14 protein-coding genes are annotated in these 16,817 nt (G+C 36.5%); 3 read left to right on the forward strand and 11 right to left on the reverse strand.

The window, feature by feature from the left end:
- Nucleotides 1-25 precede the first annotated feature (25 nt).
- The 6 genes from AB8P06_RS06955 to AB8P06_RS06980 all read right to left on the reverse strand — a co-directional run bounded on the left by AB8P06_RS06955 (nucleotide 26) and on the right by AB8P06_RS06980 (nucleotide 6,451).
- Nucleotides 26-2,380: a choice-of-anchor L domain-containing protein gene (locus tag AB8P06_RS06955; protein ID WP_369839768.1), complete on the reverse strand. Its 2,355-nt coding sequence runs from the start codon at nucleotides 2,378-2,380 to the stop codon at nucleotides 26-28.
- 221 nt (nucleotides 2,381-2,601) lie between these two features.
- Nucleotides 2,602-3,156 carry a DUF1003 domain-containing protein gene (locus AB8P06_RS06960; protein ID WP_369839771.1) on the reverse strand — a complete coding sequence of 185 codons (555 nt, stop codon included), beginning with the start codon at nucleotides 3,154-3,156 and terminating at the stop codon, nucleotides 2,602-2,604.
- Between the two features lie 11 nt (nucleotides 3,157-3,167).
- The gene (locus AB8P06_RS06965) at nucleotides 3,168-3,938 is read right to left on the reverse strand and encodes a TIGR02757 family protein (protein ID WP_369839774.1); all 771 of its coding nucleotides are present in this window, start codon (nucleotides 3,936-3,938) and stop codon (nucleotides 3,168-3,170) included.
- A 6-nt stretch (nucleotides 3,939-3,944) separates the two neighbouring features.
- The gene (locus AB8P06_RS06970; RefSeq protein WP_369839776.1) at nucleotides 3,945-4,859 is read right to left on the reverse strand and encodes a ribonuclease Z; all 915 of its coding nucleotides are present in this window, start codon (nucleotides 4,857-4,859) and stop codon (nucleotides 3,945-3,947) included.
- Between the two features lie 41 nt (nucleotides 4,860-4,900).
- Nucleotides 4,901-5,491, reverse strand: coding sequence for an RdgB/HAM1 family non-canonical purine NTP pyrophosphatase (gene rdgB / locus AB8P06_RS06975; protein ID WP_369840056.1), 591 nt, complete (start codon nucleotides 5,489-5,491; stop codon nucleotides 4,901-4,903).
- A gap of 129 nt (nucleotides 5,492-5,620) precedes the next feature.
- Nucleotides 5,621-6,451 carry a CPBP family intramembrane glutamic endopeptidase gene (locus AB8P06_RS06980; RefSeq protein ID WP_369839779.1) on the reverse strand — a complete coding sequence of 277 codons (831 nt, stop codon included), beginning with the start codon at nucleotides 6,449-6,451 and terminating at the stop codon, nucleotides 5,621-5,623.
- Nucleotides 6,452-6,601: 150 nt separating this feature from the next.
- Here AB8P06_RS06980 and AB8P06_RS06985 point away from each other — a divergent pair, with 150 nt between their 5' ends.
- A complete protein-coding gene (locus AB8P06_RS06985) occupies nucleotides 6,602-8,197 on the forward strand; it encodes a peptide chain release factor 3 (protein ID WP_369839782.1) in 1,596 nt (531 codons plus the stop codon).
- 81 nt (nucleotides 8,198-8,278) lie between these two features.
- Here AB8P06_RS06985 and AB8P06_RS06990 read toward each other — a convergent pair whose 3' ends face one another.
- On the reverse strand, nucleotides 8,279-10,543 hold the full coding sequence (locus AB8P06_RS06990) for a zinc-dependent metalloprotease (RefSeq protein WP_369839785.1): 2,265 nt from the start codon (nucleotides 10,541-10,543) through the stop codon (nucleotides 8,279-8,281).
- A 2-nt stretch (nucleotides 10,544-10,545) separates the two neighbouring features.
- Nucleotides 10,546-10,887 (reverse strand): hypothetical protein, encoded by a 342-nt coding sequence (locus AB8P06_RS06995; RefSeq protein ID WP_369839788.1) that lies wholly within the window; start codon nucleotides 10,885-10,887, stop codon nucleotides 10,546-10,548.
- A 448-nt stretch (nucleotides 10,888-11,335) separates the two neighbouring features.
- On the opposite strand from AB8P06_RS06995, the gene AB8P06_RS07000 reads away from it, so the two are divergent.
- Complete coding sequence (locus tag AB8P06_RS07000) at nucleotides 11,336-12,283, forward strand: DUF4349 domain-containing protein (protein ID WP_369839790.1); 948 nt, start codon at nucleotides 11,336-11,338, stop codon at nucleotides 12,281-12,283.
- Nucleotides 12,284-12,331: 48 nt separating this feature from the next.
- Here the strand turns inward: AB8P06_RS07000 and AB8P06_RS07005 are convergent, their stop codons facing one another.
- Nucleotides 12,332-12,697: a hypothetical protein gene (locus AB8P06_RS07005; RefSeq protein ID WP_369839793.1), complete on the reverse strand. Its 366-nt coding sequence runs from the start codon at nucleotides 12,695-12,697 to the stop codon at nucleotides 12,332-12,334.
- A 19-nt stretch (nucleotides 12,698-12,716) separates the two neighbouring features.
- The gene (locus AB8P06_RS07010; protein ID WP_369839796.1) at nucleotides 12,717-13,856 is read right to left on the reverse strand and encodes an acyl-CoA dehydrogenase; all 1,140 of its coding nucleotides are present in this window, start codon (nucleotides 13,854-13,856) and stop codon (nucleotides 12,717-12,719) included.
- 146 nt (nucleotides 13,857-14,002) lie between these two features.
- Here AB8P06_RS07010 and AB8P06_RS07015 point away from each other — a divergent pair, with 146 nt between their 5' ends.
- Nucleotides 14,003-15,781 (forward strand): AMP-dependent synthetase/ligase, encoded by a 1,779-nt coding sequence (locus AB8P06_RS07015; RefSeq protein ID WP_369839799.1) that lies wholly within the window; start codon nucleotides 14,003-14,005, stop codon nucleotides 15,779-15,781.
- A 257-nt stretch (nucleotides 15,782-16,038) separates the two neighbouring features.
- On the opposite strand, the gene AB8P06_RS07020 is transcribed toward AB8P06_RS07015, so the two are convergent.
- Nucleotides 16,039-16,815, reverse strand: a complete 777-nt coding sequence (locus tag AB8P06_RS07020) for a zinc ribbon domain-containing protein (protein WP_369839801.1) — start codon at nucleotides 16,813-16,815, stop codon at nucleotides 16,039-16,041.
- Nucleotides 16,816-16,817: the final 2 nt, after the last annotated feature.

Raw genomic sequence — 16,817 nt, forward strand, 5'->3', positions numbered from 1 at the left:
GTCTTTTTTAATATCATTTAAAAGATTATTCAAAATTTTTCAGAAGTATCCATCCTGTTTTTACCGTTGGTTTTTTACTCGCAGGATCTTCAAAAGTCACCTGATACCAATAAGATGACGTAGGCAGACGTTTGCCCTGGAAATAACCATCCCAGTACGGACGAACTTTTTCAGCTTTAAATATTTCACGCCCATAGCGGTCGAATATATTGGCTGAGAAGTTTTTATATTCATTGATTCCTCTGAAATCTATGATGTCATTGACATTATCGCCATTCGGAGTAATCACATTCTTCATCACGAATGTAAAGTATTCAAGATAACCTACACAGCTTGTATTTTTCACTCTTACCCTGATCTGGATCACTGTATTTTTAGGTACGTTGTTGAATACATTTGAAGACTGCCATGTAAGGCCGTTATCAACAGAATACTCCAATTGTCCGTTACTTGGGTTGCTTGCCGTAAGAACCATTGTTCCGCTTGGGCTGTACTCTACATTGATGATCTCAGGAATAACGGCCAGCTTTACCTCTGTAGTATAAGCTTTGGTACAAACACCATTATTGATTGTTACCGTATAAGTTCCCGGCGTTCCTACTGTAATAGTCTGTGTTGTGGAATTGGTATTCCATGAGTAGGAATAATTTGGTCCAGCTCCGGCATCCAGGGTAATCTGGTCACCTATACAGATCAATCCTCCCGTAAGATTGGAAGTAATGGCAGGCACTACTTCTATCGTTATACTTGCAGGCTCTAAAGATTTACATCCTTTGGCACCGATTGCATATACCGTATACGTTGTAGTCTGAGTCGGGCTTACTGTTTGGGTACTTCCTGTTCCCGGTAAGCTGTTCCACTGATAGGTCGCTCCACCGGAAGCGGTTAAAATTGCAGATTCACCCGAGCAGATTCTCACTTTTGTGGAAGTAAGTACGGCAATAGGTGTAACTTCTTTTACTAAAGTCAGTTTTACCAGCTTACTACAGAAGCCGCCATTTGAAACCACAACATATAAAATCTGGCCGTCGGCACCATTATAACTTGTTACGTTATTAATGAAATTATTATTCTGAGCCACCGCATCTGCCTGATTCGCATAAAAATGGAATACAGCACCCGTTGTCGTACTGATTGACGGTATAGCATCATTTAAGTTGAAAGTAATCACACTTGGTGTTTCACAAAGCTTTAATGTAGCATCCTGTGCGACAGGCGACGTTCCGCCAATAATGGTGATACCAGCCGTCTGACACTGGGTTCCACCTACAAATGTCCTTACTACATAAACTCCCGGAGAAGTAGCCGTATAGGTAGCATTTGTTGCTCCCGGAATAGCCACATCATTTTTATACCACTGGAAAGTCATTCCCGGAACGGGAGCCACCTGGGCTTTTAAAATTTGAGGAGTATTGTCACACATGTTTATCGTATCCGGAAGCGGATTCCCGTTACCATCAACGATTGTCATCCCGATATCGAATGATCCCCCTTCTATAAATACTGCAGAATCATAACTTTGATCGGAAGCATCAGCCAAAACCATTTTAAAGTGGTAGGTCTGTCCCGGAATTACATCGGCAATAGCAGTCAGAGGAATCGTTCTGCCATTAAAGTTGGTTTCAATATTTGAGGAGTTCATTCCACCGAAAAAGGCTTCATTTTTAGGCCCACAACTGAATCCATTCCCTGCAGGTACGATATTCGTTACACTTACCGGAATTCCACCCGGCAAAACAGCTAGGTTGGTATAAGTCGGGTCTCCTACTTTCTTTAAAAGTAAGGCAAAACCATCAGAAAAATTTCCACATGGGAAATCGGATGTATATTCTTCTGAAGCAAAAAGATAATTAAATTTCACCTGATTGCTGTTGGGTACGAAATCAAATTCAATAGCCACCGCGTCTTTAAGCGGGGCTAATGGGTTAATCGCAGCTACCAGATCCGGATCACTTACTGTAGAGCCGGGCACAGGATCACTTAATCCGTCCTCTAAAACGTTTCCTGCTCTTCTTGCTTTACCTGTTACCAGTACAATCCCGTCTGTAAACGGAAATCCGGTAGTTCCTTTGTGAAAATATCCCCAGGCCCGCTCAGTATCCGTGGCCGGCTGGTTCGGAGAAACGGTAACATTGGTTACATTGGGTGCAGCACAGGTAGAGCCACCTGCAATCAATACGTTTTTTACGAGCTGCTCAATGTTGTAGCCTGAAGGTGTATATGAAGGTACATTTACGTCTATAAATACCCCGGCCTTCATACTTTCACTGGTGTGCTTTTCTTTTACATGTTTTCTCGGCGCATTCTGAGAAAATGCAGAAGTAGAGATCAACAGCAACACTAAAAAGAAAAAGTAGTTTTTTAACCTATAATTTAACATTTTGTCATTGTTTGTTCAAAAATAACAAAAATATTTTTAAAATATTATGCTTTAATCAATTCATTTACAATTAAAAAATATGCAAAAATTAAATAAAACAAATAAAAAACTAATATTTTCGATCAAAATAAATAATTATGTATGACAAATCTATTTGTTCAACAAAAAAAGACTGACAATTCGCCAGCCTTAAGATTTTATTTTTTAATCAGTCTTTACTTTTATTCTTTTTTCAATTCATTGATTTCACTTTGCAACTGTTGAATAATATCTTTTAATGCTTTGATTTCATTTTTATTTGAGCTTACATTGCTTTTCAGCATTACGTTTTTTGCTCTTTCATTATGATTTTCATCTTCTTCATCCTCATTAATTTCTTCAATATCTTCCTGGATATCTTCGATGTCTTCATTGATCTCTTCAATATCTTCACTGATTTCCTCGATATCTTCGCTGATCTCTTCAAGGTCTTCATTGATCTCTTCAATATCTTCCTGGATATCTTCAATATCTTCACTGATTTCTTCAATTTTTTCGTGACTTTTATTGACAGACATCTGAATGAAAATCGCCAGATAAATAGCTTCTAAAGAAACCACCGTGGTAAGGATCAGAAGCATTTTATCAAATTCCACAATCTTCAGTAAGGGAAGAAGGAACGAAATAATAAAAAATAATGTATGGGCAATCAGCGAAGGTATAGAACCTATCCACCAGGTAATCCCATTCGCTATTTTTTCTAAAACTTCAGTTTTTTCATGCGGTGTTTTCATCATTATATTTTCCTTTATAATAGTTCTTTAGTTACTCCCAGACCAAACAATGCGTAATCATATTTTGCAGGATCTTCTTCGTCAAACTGTCTGATAATCTGATCGAGCTCTTCAACCGTTTTCCAGTCGTTCTGAGTTCTTGAGATCAGACCAAGTTTTCTTGAAATATTTCCGGTATGTACATCCAACGGAATAGACAGATATTTCTGATCTATATTCTTCCAGATTCCAAAATCTACTCCACGTTTATCTTTTCTTACCATCCAACGCAAAAACATCACAATCCGTTTTGATGACGAATTTTTATAGGGTGAGCTTACGTGTTTATGGCTTCTGTGCTTTCCTGCTTCCAGAAATGAACTCCTGAATCTTTCAATGGCATGAAGAAAATTAGTTTCGGAATCTTTAACTTTAAATAAATTTTCCAGACTTTCATTTTCTTTATAAATCCTGTTAAACTGCCTGATAAAGTAAGCAAAATCCTCTCCGTTAAAAGTTCGGTGAATACTTTTACCCTGAATAAATTCCAGATCTTTCTGTGAATGATTCAGTACAAAATCATAGGGTGAATTTCCCATGATATCCAACATCTTTTCAGCCGAATTAATAATAGACTTCCTGTTTCCCCATGAGATGGTCGCCGATAAAAAGCCCGAAATCTCAATATCCTGCTGTAAAGAAAAACGATGTGGAATCTGTACCGGATCATTTTCAATGAAATCAGCATTATTATATTGATCCGCTTTTTCGTTTAAGAAAACTTTTAACTCCTCGAAATTCAACATAATCTTTTAAATTTTCACAGATTCCAGAGCTTTCGGCAGAAATGTATTCGGGAAAACAACTCTTGCTTCGTCCGTAAATACGGTCAAATCACCATACCTGTTTGAAAAATGACCTAAAATCAGCTTGCCTACCTCAGCTTTCTTGGCAATAGTAGCTGCTTCCAATGCTGTAGAATGTCCTGTGTAATCAGCCATTTCTTTCAGATCATGCAAAAATGTAGACTCGTGGTATAAAACCGTTACATTTTTAATGATCGGAATAACCGACTCAAGATATCTCGTATCACTGCAAAAAGCATATGAAACCGATGGCGCCGCCGCAATAGTTAAAATTTCATTTTTAAGGACATAGCCGTCACTCAGAACAAAGTCTTTTCCGGCCTTAAGATTATGGTAATCACAAACTTCTATCTCACTGTATTTTGCGATCTCCTTCATATTCAGATGCCTGTCTTTAGGCTTTTCCCTGAAAAGATAGCCATTACAGTAAATTCTGTGATCCAAAGGAATTGTAAATACTTCTACCCTGTTGTCTTCATAAATTTTTTCTGAATAATTTTTATCCAGCTCATGATAAACCACTTCAAAGCCGCGATGGGTTTCCGTGATCGTGAAAATGGTTTCCAGCATATTTTTAATTCCTTTCGGACCATACACATGTAAAGGAGTTTCCCTTCCCAACAGCCTGAAAGAAGCAATGAGTCCCGGCAGTCCAAAACAATGGTCTCCATGAAGATGGGAAATAAAAATATGATTGATTTTTGAAAATCTTGCTTTTGCTTTTCTCAGCTGAACCTGCGTTCCCTCACCACAATCGATCAGGAAGCTTCTTTCCTCCATTTCCAACAGCTGTGCTGTGGGAGAAGAGTTGATCGTAGGAATCGCTGAATTAAAGCCTAATATCGTTAAATAAGTACTCAAACCAATAATTTATTAGGGCAAATGTACAACAGAAAATCTAATTATTGCTGTTTATCAGCGACTTTAAGATAGTCTAAAAATGAATCTAAAGCCTGCTTACGGTGACTGATTTTATTTTTATCTTCAGGGTTCATTTCTGCAAATGTTTTTTCATATCCTTCAGGAACAAAAATCGGATCATATCCGAAACCTTTGAAGCCTTTATTTTCAGTGAGCAGATTTCCATGAGCCTTACCTTCGAAATATTTGGCGCCATTTTCATCGTAGTAGCATAAAACAGTGATGAAGTAAGCTTTTCTGTTTTCAATACCCTGCATTTCTTCCAGGACTTTCTGAATATTTTTAGCAAAATCATGATCTCCGGCATATCTTGCAGAGAAAATACCGGGTCTTCCATCCAAAGATTCCACCACCAAACCGCTGTCGTCACCCAGGCTCGGAACACCGGTCTTTTCAAAACAATATTTTGCTTTGATCAGTGCATTGGCATTAAAGGAATCACCGTCTTCTACAATCTCCTCATGGATATTATAATCAGTCAGACTTTTAACGATAAAATCATCTCCAAGAATCTGCTGAATTTCTTCTTTTTTATGCTCATTGTGTGTTGCTACCAATAATTGCATATCCATTTTCATTTTTAAAATTTTATTTTCTTTTTAAACAAGTTTTTTAAACACAAAGCACACAAATGTTTTTCACAAATAACACGAATCTTTTTTGTGGCATTAGTGGAAATATGAGTGCTATTAGTGTTTATTCTAAATTTCAGAATAATGTACTTTATATCTTTTCATAAAAAGGTAATAGAATAAAGAAAAAAGTACAATTCCTATGGCTAATATTATACATTCGGAAACTTTAAGCGCGTCCGAAAAACTTTCATTTTTAGTATAAGTAATTAACAATGAAGAACACAAATTATTAAAACCGTGCAGAAGCATTGGCAACAGTAAAGATTTCGTTTTAAAATAAACCAGCCCTAATACACAACCTAATAAAACTGCGCCTACGAACTGCCACGGATTAGCATGAACCAATCCAAAAATAACTGAAGAAAACACGATTGCTTTCCATGATTCGACCCCTTTATTCATCAATCCTTTCTGGATAATTCCTCTGAAAATAATTTCTTCAAAAATCGGAGCCATGATGACTGCAGTAATGATCATTACTACTTTATCATCCGTCAGCTGATTCATCAGGTTTGTAAAAAACTCATAATACTTACCGAAAAAAGGTCCTGTAGTAGGAATCTGAGAAGTGATAAACTCTCCGATAAACATCATTCCCAACATCATCGGGAAAATAAGCAGATAGGTGTAAAAATTAGTCGGTGAAAAATTGAAGTTAAGCTTTTTCTGAGTCGTGGGCCTTACGATAAAAAAATCAAAAAAAGCAATGGCTGTAAGAAATCCTGCTGCATTGGCAATCATAAAAAACCAGTCTTTGTATTGCAGGTTTTCTTTGAACACTAACATCCAGAAAACATTAAAAAAGGAAACAAACATTGTTCCTACAAATAATCCGGCTAATAAAATCAGGCCACCGATCCATGTAAATGTAAACTTTGGATATCTGCTGTTTTCCATGTTTTTCTGTATAATCATTTATGAAACAAAGATAATTTATTTAAAACATCTGTCAAAAATTTTACAAATTTTCAGCACCTTATCAAAAGAGAAGGATATTATTTTCAGTTTCAATTAAAAATCACGATTTTTGCCAATTCAAAATACGATATGTCAGATTTAATCAAAGAGATAGAAAAAAGAAAAACTTTCGGGATTATTTCTCACCCCGATGCCGGAAAAACCACTCTTACGGAAAAGTTACTTCTTTTCGGAGGTGCTATTCAGGAAGCGGGTGCGGTAAAATCGAACAAAATAAAAAAAGGAGCTACCTCCGACTTTATGGAAATTGAAAGACAGAGAGGGATCTCGGTAGCAACTTCCGTATTGGCTTTCGAATACAGAGACCATAAAATCAATATTCTCGATACTCCGGGTCACAAGGATTTTGCAGAAGACACGTACAGAACTTTAACGGCAGTTGATTCTGTAATCGTTGTTATTGACGTTGCAAAAGGAGTTGAGGAACAAACTGAAAAACTGGTTCAGGTGTGTAGAATGAGAAACATTCCGATGCTGGTATTCATCAACAAACTTGACCGTGAGGGTAAAGATGCTTTTGATTTGCTGGATGAAGTTGAGCAAAAGCTTGGATTAAGTGTAGTCCCTCTTTCTATCCCGATCGGTATGGGAAGTGATTTCCAGGGAATTTATAATATCTGGGAAAACAATATCCAGTTATTTCTGGAAGAGAAAAAACAGAAAGTTGGGGAAACGATCAGATTTGATGATATCAACGATCCTTCTATTGATGAAGTAATCGGTGAGAAAGCAGCACAGAATCTTCGTGATGAGCTTGAGCTGGTACAATCTGTTTACCCGGAATTTAACCGTGAAGATTATATGAACGGTAATCTGCAGCCTGTTTTCTTCGGATCAGCTTTGAATAACTTCGGGGTTCGTGAATTGTTGGATGCTTTCATTGAAATTGCTCCGATGCCTCAACCTAAAGAAAGTGATACCCGCATTGTAAAGCCTGAAGAAAATAATTTCACAGGATTTGTTTTCAAAATCCATGCTAATATGGATCCCAAGCACAGAGACCGTTTAGCTTTCGTTAAAATTGTTTCAGGGACATTCAAGAGAAACGAAAATTATTTATTGGTAAGAGAAGGCAAAAAAATGAAATTCTCTTCACCCAATGCATTCTTTGCAGATAAAAAAGAAGTGGTAGATGAGAGTTTTCCCGGAGATATCGTAGGTCTTCACGATACGGGAAGTTTCAGAATCGGAGATACCCTGACAGGCGGTGAAAAATTGAGTTTCAAAGGAATTCCGAGTTTCTCCCCGGAACATTTCCGCTATATCAATAATAACGACCCGTTAAAAGCCAAGCAATTGGCAAAAGGGATTGACCAGCTGATGGATGAAGGGGTTGCCCAGTTATTTACTCTTGAAATGAACAACCGAAAGATTATCGGGACTGTAGGTGCGCTTCAGTATGAGGTTATTCAATACCGTCTGGAGCATGAATATGGTGCAAAATGTACTTATGAGCCGCTTTCTATGCATAAAGCCTGTTGGGTAGAAGCTGATGAAAAATCAGAAGAATTCAAGGAATTTGCGAGACTGAAGCAGAGATTTTTAGCAAGAGACAAGTATAATCAACTGGTATTTCTGGCTGATTCGTCTTTCACAATTCATATGACCCAGGAGAAATTTCCGAATGTAAAGCTGCATTTCATCAGTGAATTCAAAGAAGCTTAGATTAAATTAATTATAAAAAACAGAAAAACCGTTCAATATTTTATTGAACGGTTTTTCATTGGTTTAGATAATAGGGATTTTTTATTTATTGATAATTAATTTCCTGGATACTTTCTGATCATCTATATCTACCTGAATAATATAAACGCCGGTAGGAAGATCAGACAGATTTACTCTTTCTGAAACCTTACCTGATTTGTGAATATCTTTTTTTGGACTGATTAATTTTCCATCCATTGAAAAGACGGTATATGAAATATTTTTCTTCACCTGGGCCTCTATAGTGAAAACACCATTAGAAGGATTAGGGTAAATCGCAAATACATTTTCAGCTTTTTCCAGATCAGCCACACTTAAAGTTGAATTAATGGTGAAATCAGCTGTATTTATATTCAGAAATACGTTGTCAATTGCTTTAATCATTATCCTTGCATTAGAGCTTACTCCTAATCCGTTAGGTACATTAAAGCTATAGGTTCCGTTGTTCGGTGTACTTGCAACCAAAGTATGAGGAAAAGTGAGCCCGCCGTCAGTTGACAACAGGATTGTCACATTAGCTGTATTCACAGGCGCTGCATTGGTATTGGCTACATCCCATGTAATAGTTTGTGAGTCTCCTGTGTTCCAGACTGTTCCTGCAGTATTTTGGGAAGTTACAATGAATGGCCCTGCCGCTGCAGAAACTGAAAGCTGAATATCATCACGGCCTGTCTGCCCACCGCCTGCTCTATTATCTCTTACTAATAATGAAAAATTTAATGTTCTGGCTACAGAAGGTAATTTTTCCCATGCTCTATAATCTGAATCAGTAACTATCGATGGATCATACCCGGCAACAATAGTAGACAGTTTTGGAAAATACCTCGTAGGGGAAGTTGTTGCAAATATGGATCTGAACATCGGGCCTACCGTATTAGTTGGTCTGGGAGGCATTTGTGCAGCTCCGAAATCGATTTGTTCCCAACTGTATGTTATTGCATCACCATCGGGATCAGATCCGATCCCTGTTAATGCAAATGGAGTACTGACAGGGATTGTTTTATCTGCTCCGGCATTAGCTGCAGGCTCATTATTTTCTGTGGGAGTATTGAAGCTGCAATTACCGGCTCCGGTAATCTGGGCATACATTTCAGCAATACTAACAGCATGAAAATAGGCATCACTATTGTTTTGTACATTTGGAGCGCAAATTCCCGCGTATCCCATAATTGAGCTTGCACTTCCTGGTTCTATGGAAGTAGCATTATTTCTGTAACATCCATTATTTTGTGTATGATTTGCTCCAAACTGATGTCCTATCTCATGAGCGACATAATCAATTACAAAAGGATCTCCCACCGGATTTGCAGAGCCGGTAACCCCTTGAGCTTTGTATCCGGTATCACATACCGATGGAGTCATTGCCAAACCGTTGTCATTTCCCTGTGTAGCACGGAAAAATACATGCCCTATATCATAATTGGCTGTTCCTATCAGATTATCAGTTTCTATTTGATTTTGATCAGTCATCTGTCCCGCGTCATTTGTATCAAAATTATCAGAACTGATAAAGAATAATACATCAACATTGGAGATGAGTTGAAATCTTACTGAAATATCATTTTCAAATATCTCATTGAGACGGGCAACGGCAAGATTTACAGCAGCAAGAACAGCCGCTTTTTTCTGAACATCGGTACCTGCTCCTACTCCTGCCTGCTGGGCAATATAAGCAGTATATTCTGTCGTTGTGGAAATTGCCAGCCTGTATTTACGTAATAATCCGTCTACAACAGTTTTTCCCTGTAATCCGGATAATTGGTTTTTCAGGGTGGGATCTTCCTTAAATAAACATTCAAATTTACCTGAAGACACAGCATTTTTTCGGTCATATATCATATAGACCTTATTATCCGGGGAATAAGAATCGATATAGTATATTCCTGATGTATTACGAATCATGGCATTCAATCCGAAATAAGGATCATATGTAAATCTGATTTTTGTATTGAAATCTCCTACTTTATATCCTTCATATGATCTGATATCAGAGTATCTTGACTGTAAATCAGGATGCATGGTAGAAGCTTCTTTCACTTCATAAGTATCGAAAGAGCCTTCTGTATTAGGAAATTTCATTAAAATACCCTTAGCCAAAGGATTCTTTTCCCTGTCAGGAGCATTTAGTAATTCCAGTCTGAGTTCATCAGTATTGAGTTTTAGTAATTTATAGTCTACAACCCTAGCTGTCCTTTCTCTTGTTTCTTTAAAGCTTTGTTGAGAAAGTTTAGTCCATTGATTTTGCTGTGCCCATCCCATAGCTGATAGTATGAGAAAGCTTGTTGTAAAAAGTAATTTTATTTTCATTCTTATTGGGTTTTATATAGCTTTATCCTGTTTGGTATTTTAAATATTTTAAGAATTAATACAGGATTCGATTGTTTCTTCTCCTTATATTCAAAATTTTCAATTTCTTTATAACTGATGTTTAATAGTGAATCGACCATTTCCATTTTTTCCACTTTAATATCTCCGTACTGCACATTCCTGAGTTTTGGTTTCAATACGACGAAACATTCTTTACTGCTTTGTAAAACAGGTATGGGAGCAGATCTTGAAAACCTGGAATCATTCAGTTGTTTATATAAATCTTTAATTTTTTCTGTTGAATATAGTATGGATGATTCTTTCAGATTAATTTCCGAATTCAATCTTCTGATCTCAACAAATTCTATGATTCTCTTTATCTGGTTTTTTCTGAGTTTCCTCAGTATTTTTTGAGGAGTTAGCACAAGAAAACACCAATAAGCACACAAAAAACAAATGGAAAAAGATTCTTATTAAATGTCTCATCATAGGCAAATATATATATTATTTTAACCCGGAAAAATTTTAAATCTAATTATCTAAAGGAGACAATGAACGTCTTTTACTATAAAAAAATAATACCAGCAGAAAAACCAAATCACTATAATCAAAAAAATAAAAAATATACATACATAAGCCATGAAAAATGAATTTATTTAGTTGTAAAATAATTGTAAAATAAATACAAAACATTCATTTTAACCTACTTATCAATTTACCAGAATAATACTCTTCTTTTACAAATTATCTTAAAAGTTCAGGATTAATTTTACTTCAACAAAAATTAATGTTATGAAAAAGTTCATATTACTGATCGCAGTATCCGGCACTTTTATTACCTGTAAAAAAGGAGAAGCCGCACAGTCTCACCTGGAAAAAGCAATACAATCTGCAGACAGCGCAGCAACAGTTGCGTCAGGAGCAATTAATTCTGCAGATGCAGTTTTCGATTCTGCCAGTGTAAAAATAAAAAAGCTGGAAGAAACCGGAAATGAGGTTAAGAATAAAATTGAGGCCACTTCAAAAATTGTTGATTCCTTATCGGAAAAGATTTCTTCCACAAAGCTGGAAACAAAAGAAAATAAAAAAAATTCCGCAGAAAACAGATCTGAAAAAGTGGTCATCAATGTTCCTGCCCCGAAAGTGATTAAGGAAACCAAAGTTGTTTACAGAGATCAGCCTAAAAAAGAAAACTACGAGCTCAATGTTCCTAAAAACAAAATGGTGAAAACCGGTTACTTATCAATCAGCGTTGATGATGCAGAAGCCATTAAGGAAATCGTGAAAGAAGAGGCCCGAAAAAATAATGCCTATATCAAAAGTGAAGAATTCTCGTATATCGTACAGGAGCCTGTGAACAATGAACATCCTTCCTACTCCGAATCCGATCAAAAAGTGTATTACCTGCAGATTAAAGTTCCAATTCAGAATTTTGATGCCCTGATAAACGATTTGAGCTATAATATCGGGGATATTGAGAATAAGAATATCGAAGTTTCCGGACAGCATTATGTGGGTGATGCGATTTGTAATTTAACCGTTACCCTTACAGACAAAGCAGGATCAGTCAAGGAGCCTGAAACCTTCGGGGGAAAATCTTTTGCTGCAATTTCATCCGGCTGGAATGTTATTACCTCAATCTTTCTGTTTATCCTTCCATTATGGCCGTTATTCTTAATTGCAGGAATTGGTTATTATTTTTACAAAAAGAGAAATATTAGGGATAAAAATACCCAATAATTTTCTAAAAAGGAAAAGTAAAAGGCTCCCGGATCGGGAGCCTTTTTATTATTTCATATTCACTACTTTATCCACAACATATTTTGTGTTTCCTCGCCATGGCAGGGCACCGTTGTACTCTTTATAATGAAGGTCAAAGGTTTTTCCGCTGTTCAGTTCAAGCTGTTTAAAAACTTCAGGATCTGATACGGAAAACTCAAATTCATAACTTGTAATACTTCCCGTTTTCCCTCTTCCAAAACCTTCCTGAATCAGTTTGCCTTCATAGGTTTTGAAAACATAGCCTTTTTTAATTGCATAATTCAGGTAACCGGATTTTACACCTTCTCCGAATACAAAGAAATATTTATACCAGACAAATACTCCTAAAAGCAATACAATGACTCCGAGACTAATCCACAAAGATTTTTTCATAAGCAGTGTTTTTTAAATTTTATTTTGCGATACTTCTTGAAATCACAATTTTCTGGATTTCAGAAGTTCCTTCATAGATCTGAGTGATTTTTGCATCTCTCATCATTCTTTCCACGTGATATTCTTTCACATATCCGTATCCACCATGAATCTGTACCGCTTCAATCGTAGTATCCATTGCTACCTGAGAAGCATATAATTTTGCCATAGCTCCACTTTCAGAGATGTCTTTTCCGGCATCTTTTTCTGTAGCTGCTTTAAAGCAAAGCATTCTTGCTGCAGTAATCTGGGTAGCCATATCCGCTAATTTGAAAGCAATAGCCTGGTGGTTGATAATTTCAGTTTTGAAAGCCTTTCTTGTTTTAGCATACTTAAGGGCCAACTCGTAAGCACCTGAAGCAATTCCTAAAGCCTGGGAAGCAATCCCGATTCTACCTCCGTTTAACACAGCCATTGCAAAATTGAACCCGAAACCGTCTTCTCCGATTCTGTTTTCTTTAGGTACTTTTACATTGTTGAAGATCAAAGAATGGGTATCACTTCCTCTGATTCCCAATTTATCTTCTTTTACTCCCACTTCAAAACCTTCCCATCCTCTTTCAACGATAAATGCATTGATCCCTTTGTGTTTTTTCTCAGGATCGGTTTGTGCGATTACGATATAGTAAGATGCCGTACCTCCATTGGTAATCCAGTTTTTGATTCCGTTTAAAAGGTAGTAATCCCCTTTATCTTCTGCGGTAGTTTTTTGAGAAGTAGCATCAGATCCTGCTTCAGGCTCAGATAAAGCAAATGCTCCGATTACCTTTCCACTTGCTAATGGAGTAAGATATTTTACTTTTTGCTCTTCTGAAGCGAATTTTTCAAGACCTGCGCAAACCAATGAATTGTTTACAGACATTACAACAGCTGCAGAAGCATCAATCTTTGCGATCTCTTCCATTGCCAAAACGTAGGAAACACTATCCATCCCGGCACCGCCGTATTTAGGATCTACCATCATCCCCAAAAGCCCCATTTCACCCATTTTTTTCACTTGTTCAGTAGGGAATTTCTGGTCGCGGTCTCTTTCAATTACCTCAGGTAATAACTCGTTTTGTGCAAAATCCCTTGCTGCCTGCTGAATCATCAGCTGTTCTTCCGATAAATTAAAGTCCATAAAAATTGAATAATTAGATGGTCGTAAATTTACACTTTTTAAGCAAATCTGAAAAAATAATTGCTATTTGAAAATTATACTGAGATATATGCTATTTTTACAAAAATGCTTATATTTAGATTTCTTTATAAATTACATAAAAAATTATGACGATCAAAAGATTATTCGATATACCACACTATGCTTTAGAAAAATATCCTAAAACGGATATGTTTGTGACCAAGTATCATGGTGAATGGAAAAAAACTTCTACGCAAGAGTTTATTAATGAGGCCAATAAGATATCAAGAGGGCTTTTAAAGCTGGGTATAAAACCGGGTGATAAGATTGCATTGATCACAACCAATTCACGTACGGAATGGGCTATTGTAGACCTTGGACTTTCCCAGATCGGGGTGGTTTCCGTACCTGTTTATCCCAATATTTCTCCTGAAGATTACGAATTTATTTTCACGAATGCAGAAATACAGTATTGCTTTGTTTCCGATAAAGATCTCCTCAATAAAGTAATGAAGGTAAAGCACAATATCCCTTCATTGCAGGGAATTTTTACTTTTGATTCTATAAGCGGTGCAGCCAACTGGAAAGAAATATTAGATTTAGGAGAAGACGATTCTACCCAGATTGAAGTGGAAGAGCTTTCCAATGCGATTAATTCTGAAGACCTGGCTACGATCATTTATACTTCAGGAACCACAGGAAAACCAAAAGGGGTAATGCTTACCCATCATAATATTGTTTCCAATGTCTTAGGCTCTATTCCGAGAATTCCTAAAAAGAAAAGCCTGGACTATAAGGAAACCAGGGTATTAAGCTTCCTGCCTATCTGTCATATTTTTGAAAGAATGCTTTTTTATCTTTTCCAATACAATGGTTTTTCCATTTATTTTGCAGAAAGCATTGATAAAATGGGTGAAAATGTAAAAGAGGTAAAGCCTCACTACATGAGCGTGGTACCGAGACTGGTAGAAAAAGTATATGATAAGATCTACAATACCGGATCTTCCGCAGGTGGATTAAAATCAAAAATATTTTTCTGGGCTTTAAACCTGATTCAGAAAAAGAAAGAGGTTTCCAAGCCATCGGGATTACAGGAAATTATAGCAGATAAACTGGTTTTTAAAAAATGGAGAGAAGGTTTAGGAGGAGAAATTATCACTTTAGTATCCGGTTCAGCAGCTTTATCCACGAGATTGAATTTAATGTTCCAAAATGCGGGTATTCCTATTCTTGAAGGCTATGGCTTAACGGAAACTTCACCGGTTATTTCCGTAAACAGTTTTGAAAAGATGAAAATCGGAACGGTTGGCTTACCATTAGACAATCTTAAGGTAAAAATTCAGGAAGACGGTGAAATTACCGTAAAAGGACCTTCCGTATTCAAAGGTTATTTTAAAAATGAAGAAACCTCTAAAGAAGCCTTTACTGAAGACGGATATTTTAAAACCGGAGATATCGGTCATATTGACAGTGACGGATTTTTACAGATCACTGACCGTAAAAAGGAAATGTTTAAAACATCCGGCGGTAAATATATTGCTCCACAAACCATAGAAAACCTGGCTAAGGCCTCTAAATTTATTGAGCAGATCATGGTAGTGGGTGACGGCGAAAAAATGCCGTGTGCACTGATACAGCCTGATTTTGAATTTGCCAAAAGCTGGGCCATGCGAAACAACCTGAATATAGGTTCTACGCCGGAGGAAATTGCAAAAAGCCCCGAACTGAAGGAAAGAATAGAAAAAGAGATCGAAGGCATTAATGAGCATCTCGGAAACTGGGAGAAGATTAAAAAAATAGAACTGACTCCTGAAGTCTGGAGTATTGAGGCAGGACTTCTTACTCCTACTTTAAAGCTGAAAAGGAAAGCAGTGAAAGAGAAATTTATTGACCTGTATAATAAGATGTATGAACATCATGAATAAAGATAAAAGAGCTGTTTCAAATCTGAAGCAGCTTTTTTTATGTGGTTAATTACTTAAACACAAATGATCACGAATAAATTTCACAAATAACACAATTTCATCTGTGAAAATTAAATATCCTGATTTAAGTTTTGGCTAAAGCCAGTGGATGGTTATTTTCTATTAAACGGGCTTCAGCCCGTTTCTATTGATATTCAAGATTATAATAAAAAAGCTGCTTCAGATCTGAAGCAGCTTAATATTATTTAAAACAATAATTAGAATTTAATTACCGTTTTCATTCTTTCGTTTTCTTCCATTACCAATTCGTCATCAACAAGGATTTTTCCTGAATGCTCATCAATAATGATTTTCTTTCTCTGAGCAATTTCCATTTGCTTTTGAGGCGGAATGGTGAAGAATGATCCTTTCGGAGCTCCTCTTTCCAATCCTACTACAGCCAGACCGTTGATGGAGTTAGTTCTGATTCTGTTGTAAGAAGCTAATAATCTCTCATCGATTTTACCTGCATATTCTTTAGACTGCTCTATTAAATAGTCTTCTTCTTTCTGAGTTTCAGCGATCAGGCCATCCAGTTCTTCTTTTTTGAATTTCAGGTGGTTTTTTAAATCGTTGATTTTTGCATTCAATTCGCTTAAAGTTTCGTTTTTGTGAGCAATTTTAACTCCGAATTCTTTAATTCTTTTTTCAGCAAGCTGAATTTCCAGATCCTGGAATTCAATTTCTTTACCTAATGCTTCAAACTCTTTATTGTTTCTTACGTTATCCTGTTGAGATTTGTATTTTTCAATTAGAGTTTTTGCATGGTTGATTACTTCATGCTTGGTTTTTATCTGATCATCCTGATCTTTGATATCTGCGTGAAATTTATCGGCTCTTTTTTCAAGTCCTTCAATCTCGATTTCAAGATCTTCAACTTCAATTGGCAATTCTCCTCTTGTATTTCGGATTTCATCCAATCTTGAATCTATGATTTGTAAATCGTATAAAGCTCTTAATTTCTCTTCAACTGAAATATCGTTGGTTTTTGCCATAT

The sequence above is a fragment of the Chryseobacterium tongliaonense genome, assembly GCF_041224435.1.
Classification (GTDB): domain Bacteria; phylum Bacteroidota; class Bacteroidia; order Flavobacteriales; family Weeksellaceae; genus Chryseobacterium; species Chryseobacterium tongliaoense.

Bases quoted from the DNA above. Each gene is read 5' to 3' on its own strand.
- AB8P06_RS06955 (WP_369839768.1), bottom strand. From the start codon at position 2,380: ATGTTAAATTATAGGTTAAAAAACTACTTTTTCTTTTTAGTGTTGCTG.
- AB8P06_RS06960 (WP_369839771.1), bottom strand. From the start codon at position 3,156: ATGATGAAAACACCGCATGAAAAAACTGAAGTTTTAGAAAAAATAGCG.
- AB8P06_RS06965 (WP_369839774.1), bottom strand. From the start codon at position 3,938: ATGTTGAATTTCGAGGAGTTAAAAGTTTTCTTAAACGAAAAAGCGGAT.
- rdgB (WP_369840056.1), bottom strand. From the start codon at position 5,491: ATGGATATGCAATTATTGGTAGCAACACACAATGAGCATAAAAAAGAA.
- AB8P06_RS06980 (WP_369839779.1), bottom strand. From the start codon at position 6,451: ATGGAAAACAGCAGATATCCAAAGTTTACATTTACATGGATCGGTGGC.
- AB8P06_RS06985 (WP_369839782.1), top strand. From the start codon at position 6,602: ATGTCAGATTTAATCAAAGAGATAGAAAAAAGAAAAACTTTCGGGATT.
- AB8P06_RS06990 (WP_369839785.1), bottom strand. From the start codon at position 10,543: ATGAAAATAAAATTACTTTTTACAACAAGCTTTCTCATACTATCAGCT.
- AB8P06_RS07000 (WP_369839790.1), top strand. From the start codon at position 11,336: ATGAAAAAGTTCATATTACTGATCGCAGTATCCGGCACTTTTATTACC.
- AB8P06_RS07005 (WP_369839793.1), bottom strand. From the start codon at position 12,697: ATGAAAAAATCTTTGTGGATTAGTCTCGGAGTCATTGTATTGCTTTTA.
- AB8P06_RS07010 (WP_369839796.1), bottom strand. From the start codon at position 13,856: ATGGACTTTAATTTATCGGAAGAACAGCTGATGATTCAGCAGGCAGCA.
- AB8P06_RS07015 (WP_369839799.1), top strand. From the start codon at position 14,003: ATGACGATCAAAAGATTATTCGATATACCACACTATGCTTTAGAAAAA.
- AB8P06_RS07020 (WP_369839801.1), bottom strand. From the start codon at position 16,815: ATGGCAAAAACCAACGATATTTCAGTTGAAGAGAAATTAAGAGCTTTA.